This is a genomic window from Streptococcus sp. ALY_211, from assembly GCF_058314555.1.
In genome coordinates this window covers 14,713-30,546 of record NZ_JBZFUN010000002.1, presented here as the reverse complement: position 1 = coordinate 30,546, position 15,834 = coordinate 14,713, and the positions used below count along the sequence as shown (strand labels likewise).

11 protein-coding genes are annotated in these 15,834 nt (G+C 43.6%); all 11 read left to right on the top strand.

Annotated features, from left to right (window positions below; all coding sequences use genetic code 11):
- Positions 1-16 precede the first annotated feature (16 nt).
- Positions 17-559 carry a hypothetical protein gene (locus AC4HAJ_RS02090; protein ID WP_491078510.1) on the top strand — a complete coding sequence of 181 codons (543 nt, stop codon included), beginning with the start codon at positions 17-19 and terminating at the stop codon, positions 557-559.
- Positions 528-758 carry an EsaB/YukD family protein gene (locus tag AC4HAJ_RS02085; protein ID WP_491078509.1) on the top strand — a complete coding sequence of 77 codons (231 nt, stop codon included), beginning with the start codon at positions 528-530 and terminating at the stop codon, positions 756-758. Before AC4HAJ_RS02090 ends, AC4HAJ_RS02085 begins: the two co-directional genes overlap by 32 nt.
- Positions 759-2,024, top strand: coding sequence for a type VII secretion protein EssB (gene essB / locus AC4HAJ_RS02080; protein ID WP_491078508.1), 1,266 nt, complete (start codon positions 759-761; stop codon positions 2,022-2,024).
- A gap of 23 nt (positions 2,025-2,047) precedes the next feature.
- Positions 2,048-6,421 (top strand): type VII secretion protein EssC, encoded by a 4,374-nt coding sequence (gene essC / locus AC4HAJ_RS02075; RefSeq protein WP_491078507.1) that lies wholly within the window; start codon positions 2,048-2,050, stop codon positions 6,419-6,421.
- 17 nt (positions 6,422-6,438) lie between these two features.
- On the top strand, positions 6,439-6,882 hold the full coding sequence (locus tag AC4HAJ_RS02070) for a hypothetical protein (RefSeq protein ID WP_491078506.1): 444 nt from the start codon (positions 6,439-6,441) through the stop codon (positions 6,880-6,882).
- A 58-nt stretch (positions 6,883-6,940) separates the two neighbouring features.
- A complete protein-coding gene (locus AC4HAJ_RS02065; protein WP_491078505.1) occupies positions 6,941-9,073 on the top strand; it encodes a hypothetical protein in 2,133 nt (710 codons plus the stop codon).
- A gap of 11 nt (positions 9,074-9,084) precedes the next feature.
- Entirely contained in the window at positions 9,085-10,044 is a 960-nt protein-coding gene (locus AC4HAJ_RS02060; protein WP_491078504.1) for a hypothetical protein, read from the top strand.
- 256 nt (positions 10,045-10,300) lie between these two features.
- Positions 10,301-10,693, top strand: coding sequence for a hypothetical protein (locus AC4HAJ_RS02055; RefSeq protein ID WP_491078503.1), 393 nt, complete (start codon positions 10,301-10,303; stop codon positions 10,691-10,693).
- 401 nt (positions 10,694-11,094) lie between these two features.
- Positions 11,095-12,771: a CHAP domain-containing protein gene (locus AC4HAJ_RS02050; RefSeq protein WP_491078502.1), complete on the top strand. Its 1,677-nt coding sequence runs from the start codon at positions 11,095-11,097 to the stop codon at positions 12,769-12,771.
- Positions 12,772-14,310: 1,539 nt separating this feature from the next.
- Complete coding sequence (locus tag AC4HAJ_RS02045; protein ID WP_491078501.1) at positions 14,311-15,363, top strand: hypothetical protein; 1,053 nt, start codon at positions 14,311-14,313, stop codon at positions 15,361-15,363.
- A gap of 124 nt (positions 15,364-15,487) precedes the next feature.
- Entirely contained in the window at positions 15,488-15,826 is a 339-nt protein-coding gene (locus AC4HAJ_RS02040; protein ID WP_491078500.1) for a hypothetical protein, read from the top strand.
- Positions 15,827-15,834: the final 8 nt, after the last annotated feature.

Sequence of the window (15,834 nt, the reverse complement as noted above, 5' to 3'; positions counted from 1 at the left end):
TTTAGAAAGGAAAAAGATGGATCGACTCTTTAAGCAAACAGTCACTGTCCTAGTGAGAAGCAGGAGTATTAAATATTTAGCCTTGGGCAGTCTGTTTATCCTTTTTCTTCTCAAAAGTCCTCAGGTTTCCAGCGTGACCATCCAAGATAACCGTTTGAACTTTGCCAATGATCGTCTAGCTGAGGATCAATCAGACACCTTGGGCAGGCAAGATAGCAAGGTTAGTCCGCTCTTTGATGCAGAAGCAACCAAGACCTTAGAGAAACGCAAATCGGGGCCTACCGCTCTCAATCACCAGCAACGCCAACTCTTTAAAGGTAAATCTCTAAAAGCCAGTCAGACAACGACTGCTCCTCTTTTCCATCAAGGGATAACCCATGTCCTAGACAATCATGCTGGGCAAAAAGAAGAGAGCTGGAATGGCAGTCGACTGCTAATCTACCTAGGCCTATCCCTATTTGTGATAGCCTTGGCGGCTACTATTAGCCGCCATCTTAATAATAAGGAAGAAGGAGAGGAGACAATAGATGATCACTATCAGTCTAGAGCTGACAGATAAGCTCCTAGATCTCAGAATACCAACCCAGCTGAGTGTCAAACGCTTGAGTCAGGAATTACTAAGTATCTTTAGTCTACCACCAGCCAAGCACAGTTATCAGCTCTATGTTGTCAATAAAGGCCTCCTTCTGTCTGAGAGCGATCGCCTAGCTGACTATCCTATCACGACAGGAGACTATTTACGATTAGAGGAGTTATAAATGCTTGAAACGCCATTTACCTTTTTAGGTCAAGAGTTTGTCCTGGTCAAGGATCAATCACAGTGGACCTTAGATCTTAAACGCTCCGAGGTTAATCTCACCAATCTAGATCAGCTCCAATTATTAGCTGTTGCCTCTCCCCACCTACTCGAACAGTCTTTCCAAGTCTTTGAGGAGGGAGTGCGTTTGAGCTATCAGCTCCCAGATTTGGCAGTCAGTTTTGAAGATCTAGCCAAGCGCCCCATGTCAGAAGGTCTACGGTTTAGCCTCAATGTTTTAGACTTAGCCCAGCTGTTGGAGTATCCTTTTGGCCTCATCCTTGACCCTGCCAATCTTCTGATCACCAAGGATCTAACCGTTAAGATAGCCTATCGCAGTCTTCTAGGGGCTATGGTACCGACCATGTTCGGCCAAGCAGACCTCCTGCGTCAAGCCAAGAGTCTAATCATCAGCCTATTTACAGGAACAGCCTTCAATCAACTCTATGAAGGCAGCTTGGAGGTTGTCAAGCTGCCGGATTATTTGGAGAAGGTTCGCCAGATCCAGACCCTAGAAGAGCTCAAAGATCATCTGAGAACCCTCTACCAAGAGCAGGCGGATAAGGAAACAAAGACTAAAATCCGTGTGTCCAAGTCTCGCTTTAAGGCCTATAAGCAAGCAACGATTTGGCTGAGCGCTCTGAGCATCTTGCTGATCCTTCCCTTGGTCTATCTGCTCTTTTTCAGGGGGCCTTTCCAGTCCAAACTCCTGAGCTTGGACCGACACTTTTTGACTAGGGACTACACAGCTGTCATCAATGATACCGAAGGCATCAAGCTAGAGCGCCTCCCCTATACACAAAAGTATGAGTTGGCTTATTCCTACGTTCAAGGCCTGGATTTCAGTGCTAGCCAGCGTGAGGTCGTGATGAATAATATCACTCTCAAATCTGATGAGTTGTATCTAGATTATTGGATTAGGATTGGCCGTGGTCAGCATGATGAGGCCCTCGATACCGCCAAGCGATTAGATGATGTCGACCTTATCCTCTATGCTCTAGCTGAAAATATCACAGCCACCCGTAAGAATAACAACCTATCTGGAGCAGAGCGTGATGAAAAGCTCAAGAGCTTGCAGTCAGAGTATGACCAGTATTGGCAAGAGCGCACGGACAGTCTCTCAGGCAAGGACAAGGATAGCAGTCTAGCCAGCTCAGCACCAGCCAGCAAGGATCAATCCAAAGATAATCAATCAAGCAAAGCCAAGTCATCCTCAAGTAAGGAATAGAAGCAAAACGATCAAAAAAGCCTATGGAAATTATTGTATTGCAAGGGGATCATCGTCAAATACACCCCATCCCCAAAGAAGGTTCCCTTCCCATCACCGATCAGTTGGAGATTTTAGTTGACGATCAAGTCTTATCCTATCGCTCAGGTCAACGTACAGCCCCTCTAGGACGTGGGATCAGACTGGGTGATCTTTATGTCTATCCCAAAGCCTCCACCTACAGGCGCTACAGCTTAGATGGGCGTGATCGTCTGGTCATTGCTCCTCGAGCCTCTAGCGATCTGATGACAGAGAATCAAGACCTATCGTTGATCCTAAGCCGCCTTGACACGGAGAGCTGGCACCTCAGCAATCTGGCTGCTCCCGTCTATATCAATAATCACCTGAGTTCAGCTGATAGGGATCTCCCTTTCGGAGCCGAGATCGCCTTTGGTGATAGTTTGATCAAGATTTTTCCAAGAGAAGTCTGGGTTTACGGCAGCTTGAGCACAGACAAGCTCCTAGAGACTCAAGAATCCCACTATAGCTACTATGAGGATTACCCAGATTACCACCGCTCTCCTCGTCTGATCTACCGCTCCAGTGAGGATCGTGTCATCATCAATGCCCCACAGGCAGAGCCTAGCAAGCCTCGCAATGAACTCCTAAAAGCTATTTTGCCACCCCTATTTATGATCGGGATGGTCGTGCTCATCTCGATTTTTCAGCCGAGAGGCCTCTATATCTTCATGTCTATCGGGATGTCCATTATGACCAGTTTTTTCAGTATTCAAAATTACTTTAAAAGTAAGAAAGAGTACAAACAAAAACTCAAGGATCGCATCCAGGCCTATCATGCCTACCTATCGGATAAAGCGATTGAGCTCAGAGAGTTAGCCCTAGATCAACGGCAGGGGCAGCACTATCACTACCCTGCCCTTCCAGAGCTAGACCAGTTAGCGCAAGAATTTTCCCATCGGATTTATGAAAAGACCCCCCAACAGTTCGATTTTCTCACCTATCGTCTGGGACTAGGGCGAGTGCCTACGACCTATACCCTAGACTATTCCAATAAAGAGCGCTCAGGTGTCAAAGATCCTCTGGAAGTCGAAGGCTTCACCCTCTATCAGACCAATAAAGAGCTGGATGACATGCCAGTGGTGGCTAGTCTCAAGCAAGGCCCTGTCGGCTATGTCGGGGAGAGACCGCTCGTGATTGAGCAGCTCCAGTTGCTGATCCACCAGTTGGTGCTCTTTCATTCCTACCACGACTTGAGGATCATCACCATCCTGCCAGAGTCAGAAAAAGACCAATGGCAGTGGCTGCGCTGGCTCCCTCATGCGGCTCTCCCGGACATCAATGTCCGAGGGCTGGTCTACGACCAGCGCACACGTGACCAGGTGCTCAATAGCCTGACCCAGATCATCAAGTCCCGCCAGCTGGCGCAAGAAGACACGAGTGGAAACCAAGAGCTGCGCTTCTCACCACACTACCTGATCCTCATCACCGATGAGACGTTGATTTTGGATCACGCCATCATGGAATACTTTACTGCTGACCCGACTGATCTAGGTTTTAGCCTGGTCTTTGTCCAAGACGTCATGCGCTCTCTCTCAGAGAATGTCAAGACTGTCATCCGTATCAAGGATGGGGCCAGAGGAGAGCTTGTCATCGAAGAAGGCGAGCTTAAAAACCATGAATTCCTTCTGGATCACTTCCCAGAGGGCTATGACAAGGAGCGCATCACCAGACGCCTAGCTCCTCTCAACCACCTCGAAACCCTTAAATCCAGCATCCCAGACCAGGTCACTTTCTTAGACATGTATGGGGTGGAGCGTGTCGAAGACCTCAAGGTCACAGAGCTCTGGCAGCAGCATGCGCCCCACAAGAGTTTAAGTGTTCCTTTAGGATTGCGGGGACCTGAGGATTATGTTAAGCTGGATTTACATGAGCGTGCCCACGGGCCTCATGGCCTGATCGCAGGGACGACCGGGTCTGGGAAGTCCGAGCTGATCCAGACTTACATCCTATCCCTAGCGGTCAACTTCCATCCCCACGATGTCGGCTTTCTCCTCATCGACTACAAAGGGGGAGGAATGGCAGACCTCTTTAAGGGACTGCCCCATGTCCTAGGGACCATCACCAACTTAGATGGCAACCAAGCCATGCGGGCTATGGCCTCCATCAAGGCAGAAAACAGACGGCGCCAGCGCCTCTTCGCTGAGGTCGGGGTCAACCATATCCACGCCTACCAAAAGAAATACAAAAATGGCGAGGTGACAGAGCCCCTTCCCCACCTGATCATCATCTCGGATGAGTTTGCGGAGCTCAAAAATGAGCAGCCTGAGTTTATCAGCGAGCTGGTATCAACGGCTCGTATCGGGCGCTCGCTAGGGGTCAACCTGATCCTAGCGACTCAAAAGCCCTCAGGGGTGGTCAACGACCAGATCTGGGCCAACTCCAACTTCCGCCTAGCCCTCAAGGTAGCGGACAAGGCAGATTCTCAGGAAATGCTGCATACGCCAGATGCGGCGACCATCACGCAGGCAGGCCGTGCCTACCTGCAGGTCGGCAACAACGAGGTCTATGAGCTCTTTCAGTCAGCTTGGTCAGGTGCAGACTATCACCCCGACCAAGAGGATCAAGGACCAGAGGACGTTACCATTTCTTTGGTCAATGAGCTAGGGCAGTATCAAGCGCTCAACCAAGACCTCTCAGGTCTGGACGAGACAGAGGAGCTAAAGGAAGTACCCAGCCAGCTTTCGGTCATCGTCAGCCATATCAAGGAGCTAGCGACAGCTGCCCAGCTCAGAGCAGTTCCTCAGCCTTGGCTACCACCGCTCAAAGAGCGGATCCCGCTGCCCTCTACAGATTTCAAAGAGGCTTGGCAGTCTGATCAGAAAAAAGATCTGCTATTAACGCTTGGTATGGGAGACTTCCCAGATAGACAAGAACAGAAATTAATACAGGTTAATCTGACAAAAGATGGGCATGCCTTCTTATACGGAAGTGCTAGCACAGGGAAAACGACATTCTTACACACCTCCATCTTCAACCTAGCCCAGCAACATTCTCCAGAGATGTTGAACGTTTACCTTTTAGATTTTGGAACCAATGGCCTAGCTCCGCTGTCGCCTCTCCCACATGTAGCGGACTGGATTACTCTAGATCAAACAGAGAAATTGACGAAGTTTATCCGTATCATGACAGGGATATTAGATAGCCGAAAAAGTCTTCTATCCGAACACGGTGTCGGAACGATTGCACAATACGAATCCTTGACAGGCAAACATATTCCGACCATTGTTATTGCAACGGATTCTTATGAAACCATTCGTGGGGAAGAATTCGAAGACCTTGTTCAAAAACTCATGGTTCGTATTTCTCGTGAAGGTACCAATGTTGGTGTGCATATGATTATGACATCGACACGTCCCCATAATGTTCGAGCTAGTCTCTCAGCAAATTTTAAGATTCAAATGACCTTACGGCAAAACGATCCGACAGATGTCCGAGGTATTGTCGGACGTACACCCTATGAAAATATTGAAGATATAAAAGGACGTGGCCTTGTCAAGCTCGACGAAGCTGTTAGTGTTCAATTTGCCTTAGCGGTTGATGAAGAATCAGAAATAGCTTACATTCAAACTCTGAGAGATAAAGCACAAGCCATGTCTGACTACTGGACGGGTAAACGTCCAACAGAGATTCCAATGCTGCCAGACGTGTTAACGCTTAAGGATTTCCGGACTAAGTATCCAAGCGTTCAGAAGAGCTTAGCTTCAGGACAACTACCCCTAGGTCTGGATAAAGAGACCGTGCTTAGTCGCAATTGGAATCCTAAAAAAGGATCGCTGCTCTATCTTTATAGCAGTGAGACAGAAGCCATACAGCTGATTGATTTTATCAATCAAGAAGTTAAGCAGCAAGGTATCAAGGTCACTCTCGTAAGTCCTGAAGATAGCTATTTAGAAATCCAAGATGACAATATAAAACTGTATAACAATAAAGATAGCCAAGCTGAAATGGTTGAAGCTTTGGGACGTCAAATATCCCTAAGAAAAAAGAGTCGCCATAGAGAGTTGACTCATATCATTGTTTGGTATAACTACACAGAGCTTATCAGTACTCTAAAGCACGCTCAACATCAAGAGTCCATCGCTAAACTATTTGAGATGGGCTCTGAAGTTGGACTAGCCAATCTCGTCATTGCTCGCCCAGACTATATGGGACGCTTTACAGACAGAGCCTCACGGACTATCAAAAAAGCAAAACAAAGTTTAGTCGGTTGTCGCATTCAAGATCAAACGGTTGTCAGTCCAATCAACAGACCCTTGAGAGAGCAGCCGCTAAATCATCAAGAACATTATTTGGTGGTTAATGGCCAAGCCTCAAAGATACAGCTGCCATTTAAATAAAGGAGAAAGGAGCTACAATGGGAAAATCAAGCAGAACAGCAGACTTAGAAGCCAAGCTGGCTAAGATTAAGGCAAAAATAAAAAAATTAAATGAAGTCAAAAAAACAGTCAACGGCTGCAAAACAGACGTCAAAAACACCTACAATAATGCCGACAGTGATGATGTTAAAGGTGATAAATACGATGAGTATTATGAGTCTGATCAAAAGGCTATCAAAGGTTTCAGTGACAAATTAAAGAAAAAGAAAAATGAAGTCATAAAAGACATCAATGCTAATTTAAGCACTTTAGAGGCTTCCAAAACTCTGACAGAGCAGCTTTTGGCAGCTTCTAGGGCAGCGGATGCTGCAGCAGATGCCGCAGCTAAGACAGGCGAGGCTGCCAAAGATGCTTATGACTGGGCTAAAGATACAGCTGGAGATGCTTACGATTGGGTTGGAGATACCACAGGATTTTGGTAACCCATTTATTTAATAGCCTAGCTATACAGTGACTATTCATTCAGTAAAGGAGATTAGAATGGCAGAACAAGTAAAATCAGATAATATAGGAGATATCGAGCTTTTGGGAGGTACAGCAGATAGTGCAGCAGTTAATTTTCAAGATGAGACAGAATCAGCCTACCAAACCTTTCAATTAAAAACGGATAATCAAGCCAGCGCTGCTTTGATCAAATTTTTAGAGGAGCTTAATAATTTATCCACCCAAGTATTTATGATCTATCCTAGCGTATTGAGTAACTTTGGATCGACAGTATCTGATTACGCAACAGCCCTGACAGATGAGGGCTTTTCGACAATTGTTTATACTGATAATGATGACATTTCTAGTATAAAAACTTGGCTGACAGGTCAAAGGTACGACAGTATCAGTGAAAAAGGCAAGGCGCTTGATAAAGCCTTTAAATCAGCTGCAACAGCCCTGGCTGAATCCCCTTCTCCCAAAGACATTGGTGAGGTGACCACAACCTCTATCGTGAGTAAAGCCCAGGAGACCTTGTCGGATCATGCCAAGAAATACCAAGATAAGCATGATAATCTGATTGATGCCAAGGATACCTTTGTCGCAGGACTGGATACCACCAATACAGATTTAGATGAAGTAATGACCTACCTAACCCAGGCAGCCAATATCGCAAAGGCAGACCCTAACTATTTTATCAAGTGGCTGGCAGATGGAAAGCTGACAGAAGATAATATGGATGTCATCTATGTCATCTCAGATACAGGTGATGATGAAATGCTTGATGTCCTCATGTATGAGGGCAGTGGTGGTGAAAGTTTCTTTCGCAGACTAGGTAAGGTAGATGCCACCCATGTCAGCCAAGGAATGATGGATATGGCTTATGGTCGTTTTTATGAGAATGTCTATGATGCTGAAGGTGGCGTCAATGATTTGAATGCCTTTTTTGGCTCCCTATCCAATCAAGATAAGGAAAAAGTCAAGACCTACATGGAAAAAATGTCTAAATCAGGCGTTCGTCTAGCAGCCGTCACATCAGCAGGCGCTGTCGCTATGTTGCCAGACTTTGGAACGACTCAAGAGGACCATGAAGCCTATGCCAAAAAAATGGCAGAGCTAGAAAAGAGCGGAAAGCTAGAAGAGATCAATCAAAACTTACAAAACATGGGGAGCCTCAATGCTCTGTTTGAATCAGTTTATATTGCAGGCGTAGGTAAAGGAGTTGATTCTAAACTGCAACAAAATGTTAATGTTAGGGTGACAAAACTTGTAAAAAATCAGGACGGCTCCTTTTCTTGGACTAAAAAGTCTTATTTAGAAACTGGGGATCAGGTAAAAGGTGATGGATATAATGAGAGCTTTAATGTTTCCTACTCTCGCTCTGGTAAAGTAGCTGCAGGCGATAAGGCTGCGGCGGAGTTAGCTGATCTACGCAAGCAGCAACAAGATTCAGCTAAGGAACTCCTCAAAGATGTGACCGTAATGGCCGGCGACAAAGTAGTACCCGGCTTAGGAACAGCTCTTGGAGCTGTCTCGGACATTCTTGAGCAAGATGAGGACAGAAAAAAGGACATGGGACAGGACAAGGAAATTGTTTTGAGCACTTATGTCGGAAGTGGAAATGATCTAGGGAGCAGTGCTTTTGGCAAGAAGTATCCCGATCTCCTAAATGATTCAGCTGGTGGTGCTGAGGCTGTACTAAATTTTGTTGAAAGAAATTCTGAATTGGAAAAACAAATTCAAGAACAAGATAAACAGATTGGTAACAGCTTATTTGATACAGGCGGTAGCTATGTAAACTCTTCAATAGATGAAAATGATAAGGCCAACTTCAATATGAACTTTGACCTCCAATCAACCCTACAGAGCTATGACATGGAACAAAACGGCCTGCGAACCTATATCTATACAGAGTATGGTGAAGATGCAGAAGATATATTGAAAGATTATGATGATAGTATAACTAATGCTAAAGGTATGACTGACGATGCTCGGGATATGTTGGCAGGTGATAGCAACAAATCTATCGGTGGTAAGGACGGTGTCACCCAAGAAGAATTGTGGGAGGGACTGGCAGTAATTGGCCGAAACACAGAAACTTTTGGCCTACCTAAAGAATCGGAGTTTAGAGACCGATATCTTGAAAATAACACAGATCGATTCAATAGTCTTGTAGGTAATCCGTCTTAGGAGATGAAGTTATGATAAAACGTATTTTTTCTCACAGAGTTGTTAAACTTTTAGTCGCTATACTGTCCCTCGTTTTGCTAGCATTTGCCTCTATCTTTTTGTTCAAGCAATATGTTAAAATCTTTGACCCTAAGTTTGCTTGGCGTTTTGAAGGAGATAAAGAAAATATTAAGTCGGTGAAATTATATGGTAAGAACCATGAGTTTGTTTTAGTAGAGCCAAAAGAAATTGGTGAGAATTCATCTTATATTACTTTTTCGCAAAATTATGTTGTTGAAAGAATAGAGCAAAGAAGAATAGATCAAAATGCTAAGGAAGATCAAATTGATCCTGGCGAACAGTTTATTGTCAATCTTTATCATCTAAATGATGCTAAGATTAGAGCAAAAAAATTAGATATTCTTTCCTTATTGAAAAAATACGATCTCAAGGCTGCTCCGTTTACTGTCGAAGCAGTAACAATAGGCGGCCGTGATTATTTAGACATAACACTCTGGAGGCCTAAAAATCCTAAATACCCACTTACATACTCCAAGTATTATCGTATTGATACAGGGAAGATTGTCCCCAAACCAGATATAAAAGAGGAGAAATATAATAGATCTGTTTCACTCGAGATGAAGCATATCATAGATAAAAACTTCAATCTATTTATCCGTAATGATTCCATAAACTATTCGGCTACTGATAAAGCTAAGAACCTTTCAGGTTTAAATATTGCTAAAGAAGAGCCAGATATGACTGAGGCCTTTAATAACGGAGCAGTATTGTATCGGCGTCCAGGGATGTCAAGCAATGCCCACTGGTTTAATAGTATTATGCATTGGTTTGCACCGCAAGGTCAGGAGGTCATGGACTTGTATGAAAAAAATTATACAACGGATAAAACTGTTCAAATCAAAAGCTACGACGATTATTTGAAACTTCAAAAAGAAGATCCAGAGTCTTTTGGAACAATTAACAAAAGATAAAGTTATGATAAAACATATTTTTTCTCACAGAGTTGTTAAATTTTTAGTCGCTATACTGTCCCTCGTTTTGCTAGCATTTGCCTCTATCTTTTTGTTCAAGCAATATGTGAGAACCTTTGACCCTAAGTTTGCCTAGCGCTTTGAAATGGAATTGTATGAAAAAACTATACAACGAGTGAGAAGACAAAGGTTAATAGCTATGAAGACTTTATCATGTGGCATAAAGCACACCCAGAAGATTAGAAAGGACTAGAATATGGGGGAAAACATAAATGTCAGCACTTACTCTTTAACAGAGCTTTTTGTCAAAAAAATTGACGATATGTCTATCCAAGACCTTGCAACAAAACAAGATATTATCAGCGATGATTCCAAAGAAAAATTAATAACAGTTATTGATAATATAAAGTCTACAGCGACCAATGTTGTTCAGGTTGTAGATGATTTCGATACATTTTTGGTTAAATTAGGAAATTCATTTAAAAATATGGACAAAGATTTAGCCGATAAAATTGGAGCTACCCCCAGTTTAGATGCTGTTAAAGTGAAAGGTGGAAGCAGTGATAGCGATGACTACTTTACACCAGATGTAGCTAGCCGACCTGCGAATGACTCCGAGTACGAAATGGCTCGAGGAACAGAGTGGTAACTCATACTAAACTAGCTAATGCTAGAAGAATGTCAAGCTAATCCATCACCTTAAAAAGGATCTAAGATCAACTCTTTAATCCTTTCATAAAAGCCTTGGGACACCAGTATCCGGTGCACCCTAGGTTTTCTGCACCCTTTTTTAGGCAGAAATCCACAAAAAAAAATCAAAAATCTCCCCTCAATTTACTCATAAATTACGGATAAATAGATGAGAGTGGGACAGCTCCAAAGATTCGGGGGATCTTTGGAGGTTGGAAATAAGATGAACGGAGTTCATCCCATTCGTTTAAGTTGACATAGCCAACAAGTCTTACTCCCAACCACTGCGTCAATTGAAATGGATGCTCCAGCATCTGGAAATTAATCCTACTCCCTATCAAATCAAGAAAGGAACGTGATATGAACCGCAAGACCAAATGGCTATCGCTGGCATTGTTAGTGCCCCTCTTAGGGCCTTATACAATTCCAGTCGCTCTAGCGCAAGAGTCGTCAGCTCAGCTCACCAGGGAAGACAAAAACCAAAACGGTACCCCTGATGACAAGGAAGACGACAACCACAACGGCATTCCTGACCTCAAGGAAGACTACGATAACAATGGTATCCCTGATTTCAAGGAAGAAGACCAGGCAGACTCAAGCGCATCGGACCAATCATCGGATGAAGACAAGGAAGCCCCAGCAACGTCGGAAAGCTCTGCATCTGACTCTCCGGAAGCTGACCCAGAGGCAGAAAGCGGTGACCAAGCCTCCCAACCAGCGGCTGCTCCTGACACAGAATCAGCTGAAGCGCGAGAAGACGCTGACCCCGATAAAACTGCCCCAAGCCCAGAGGCGCCGATTTCAAGTCCAGCTGCCGATCAGCCGCTTGATCAAAAAGCAGCTGCCAAGGCGCATCAGCCAGCACCCCAAAAGGCAGTCCATCAAGCCCCTCGTGCGACCAAAAAGGTCAAGAAGATTCAAAAGCGCAACCAGCCCTGGGTCAATATGGTGTTACCAGTTCCAGCCTTAACCTATCTGAATGGCGCACAGTCTGAGACGCCTTCTGGTCTAGAGGCCTTATACGGCCCTCTCGATGACCAGCCAGCTACTCCACCGACCTATACCGCTTATGTGGAGCACTGGTCGGGTAAGGATGCCTACACTCACAATCTCCTCTCCCACCGCTATGGGATCAAAGCCCAGCAGTTGGATGGTTATCTGGATTCTCTAGGCATTAACTACGATCGCAACCGTATCAACGGCAAGCTCGTCCTCAAGTGGGAAAAGGAAAGCGGTCTGGATGCCAGAGCCATCATTGCCATCGCTATGGCAGAGAGTTCACTAGGGACAGCTGGCGTCGCCACAGAGCCAGGCGCTAATATGTTTGGTTACGGCGCTTTTGACAGCAATCCCAATAATGCCCAGCGCTATAAGGATAGCACAGCTGTCAGACGCCTGACTCAAGAGACCATCATTGGTCATAAAAACCAGACCTTCAAGATTCAGGATGACAAGGCTAAAAAGCTGGCTTCAGGCCGTTACAATCCCTTTATAGACGGCGGTGTCTACTTCACCGACTCGTCAGGCACTGGTCGCAGACGTGCCCAGATCATGCAAGACATCGATACCTATATCGATGAACACGGTGGGACGCCAGCCATTCCAGAGGAGCTTAAAAACCTCACAGGAACCATGGCAGGCAAGGTGCCAGCAGGTTTCAGCCTCTCAAAACCGATCCAGACCGCTAGCTATATTGCCTCAAGCTATGCTTACGGCCAGTGTACTTGGTATGTCTACAACCGCGCTCATGAGCTAGGCTATAGCTTTGATGCTTACATGGGTAACGGCGGAGACTGGCAGTACAAGCCAGGCTATGAGACAGGTCATAAGCCAAAGGTTGGCGCCGCCCTCTCCTTCTCACCGGGTCAAGCTGGTGCCGACCCCAACTACGGCCATGTGGCCATTGTTGAGGCCGTCAAGAAAGACGGCAGCATTCTCATTTCAGAGTCCAATGCCATGGGACTAGGCGTGGTTTCCTACCGCACCTTTAGCCCAGCCCAAGCCAGCCAATTTACCTATGTATATGGGAAGAAATAATCCCAGCAGTGCCCAAGTCCAGTCATGAGTTCTTTTGTTTCAGTACAAGAGAACAATCGCTAGTAGGTGGACCTACTAGCCATAACCCCTAAGATAGAGCTGTTAATCCTTTACTTAAATTTGTAGAATGCTTTAAGAATATCAACCAACCAACAGCCCTATCGACTTGGGCACTGAGCGCCTCCGCAAGGAGGCGTTTTTAAGTGTTCATGGCATCACGCCTAAAAAAGTTGACAAAAAATAAATAAAAATATACACTCTAAGTACAAAGAACTGTCGCATAGACACCCAAACACCCTATCTACGGCAATAGATAGGGTGTTTTTTTTATGTTCCTTTCGGATTAACAGGGTGGTTAGGCTAATCATCTCTGTTGTCCTTGCGATCTAGCCATTTGTAAATGAGATGACTCATCACATTTACTCCGAGCGCAAGTAAGACGTCAAAGAACTCTCGCATATGATCCCCCCCTTTCGTTTCCCAACGAAAGTTGAGAGATGATGAAATTATTATAACATAGCCGACCTCAAATGCCTTCTCTTTAGAGCGATAATACTACCTTTATAAGGTGTCCTAATGACTTTTTACCTCCAAGCTAAGAGAACTCTGTATTTTGGGGTGGCTTTAAGAATATCAGCCAACCAACAGCCCTATCGACTTGGGTACTGAGCGCCTCCGCAAGGAGGCGTTTTTAAGTGTATTAAAAAGACGATTTAGTTTGCTTAACGATCCTTTCTTTTATGATGGAGCTTCTTAACAGTCTAAAACGCTATAGCCTCTACACAAACGATAGAAAATTGGGAAATTAGAGTTCCTATTGATCACTGAGCAAGTAGACAAAAGAACATGAAATAGAAAACATCTTATTATAAGAAGTACCTGCTCCTTTTTCTCCTATAATAGTATCCATAATATATAGTAGGAGGTTAAAATGCGTCATAGAAATCATAGACGGGCTTATAAAGGACAAACATCTTTTGACAGGGATTCCTTGGTAAATCGATCACAGAAATATATCTCTAGAGTAGAACGAACTCCGTCTCAAGAAAAATTAATCCTTGTGAAGCATCAAGAAACATCTAGGATAATAATCAGAATCATTTATTCCTTAATGATTTCAACTGGTTTGGTATGGTTAGTCAGTAAGCTAATGAGCTATGTTAATGATTATTTGACTCGTTTTAATTTGGGGGAGTATCAGTTTACCCCCTCATTACATCAGCTAGCCTTACTGGGCTTTGGGACATTTATTCTCTTATGTATATCAGAAAGTATTGGACAGTTCTTACGACTTTTGCGCTATATTGTATTACTAGCTATCTTGATATTAATCTTGTTGTTTCTACCTAATTTTCTCTCTTTGTAGATTCATAAAGGTGAGAAAACGATCAATAGTAGTCATAAGACAGCTGTCCTTTCTTTGCAGATCTGATACTTAAGCGGAGGATTCCAACATATAGTCAAGAACTTGTTATTATAAACTCTTTTAGCGAACAATCATGATATGATACCAATGAAATATATGATTTAGGGGGAATTATGGAAAAAAATGAGATGACTTTAACGCGTAAAAGTCCCATTGAGCGTCTGAAAGGATTCTTGAAACCAAAGCACCAGAAAAAATTCAAACCCAGACGAATGTCTATCGTCACTCGAAAATTTATTACCTTTTGTACTTATTTAGGTATTCTAGCTGGGTTACTTCTAATGGGGATTTTTTCAGCCGAACGGGTCACTTACTCATCTGATCAATTAGCCACAGAACGTGAGTTTGAGAATGGAACGGGTAAGATTGTTATGAAGACAGAAGACTATTCTAAAAAGAACGGCATTATTTTATTAGAGTTTGATACCTCTGATTACACTACTACAGTAGACCGAGGTATCAGTCCTGATAATCTTCAATGGGAATTACGCACCTTATCAGACAGTACCGATATGACCATGGATATCATCCCTGTGACGGATTCTAAGATGGTAGCAGTCATTAAAAATGTCCCAAAAGATTATGACCTTCTCTCTATTCAAATTACCAATAAAACAGCAGCAACCACAGGTGTAGATGTTGATTTGGAAAATTACGACGACTATTTACATGATAAGGATGACGCTCCTAAAACCTCCTCTGAGGCACAAGAAGAGGGAGAGGATTCAGTTTATTTTTTGGTGACCCCACAAAGTAAACTCTATAAAGAAACATTTGTGGATAATTTATCAAGAGAAAATTTTGCTCTAAAAGCTTTTGGAGATGAGAAAAAATTCCAAAAAGGTCAGATTAAAAAATTGAATAAATCAATTAAGACCTTAGACAGTAGCGTGAAGTCTAATGAAAAATCTATTGAAGATATGGAAAATGATCTCAAGTATCTAGTAGGTGATGCCTTGACTGAAAAGCAGAGTGATATTGATGAAGTTCAGCGTTCTATTGATACCAGCACAGAAAAAATAACAACTGCTGGGGATAATATTACAACAGCTAAGGCTATTATTAAGCAGTTAAATAGTAATATTAGAGCGGTTAAAGATGGTAGTTACCACTTTAGCTCCCCAGTTACTTCTGTAACCATGGATGCTGACGAGGTATCTGATTAGATTCAACAATACTTGAATGTTTCTAGTCAAATTTGGGAATGGCATCCTAAGCTCTATTGATCATCAATGGTTTTGGATACTGGCTTGACTTAAGCTAACAGCCTAACTTATAAAGGAGGTCACAATGAATCAGTTACGTGAAAATATTACAATTCCAAAAGATTTATTCGCTCCCAGCAAAGTCATGGGGATGCGTATCACTAGTCTTTGTTTGGTCACCCTAGAGCCAGTAGGCGTTTACTATTTTCTTGGGGATCTATTTCCAAAGACAAGGATATGGATGTTGGTTTTATTCTTACTGGTAGATATTATGTTCATGTTTTGGTTGGTCTTTCCTTTCAATAAGAAAACTAACTTTTATGCGGTTAAATTATTTTTGACGACCCGCCGACACAGTTTTAAATCTATTGACTATAAGAATAAAGTCTTAGCAGACGTAGACCGCTCGCGCAATCGTGCTTAAAAGGAGGG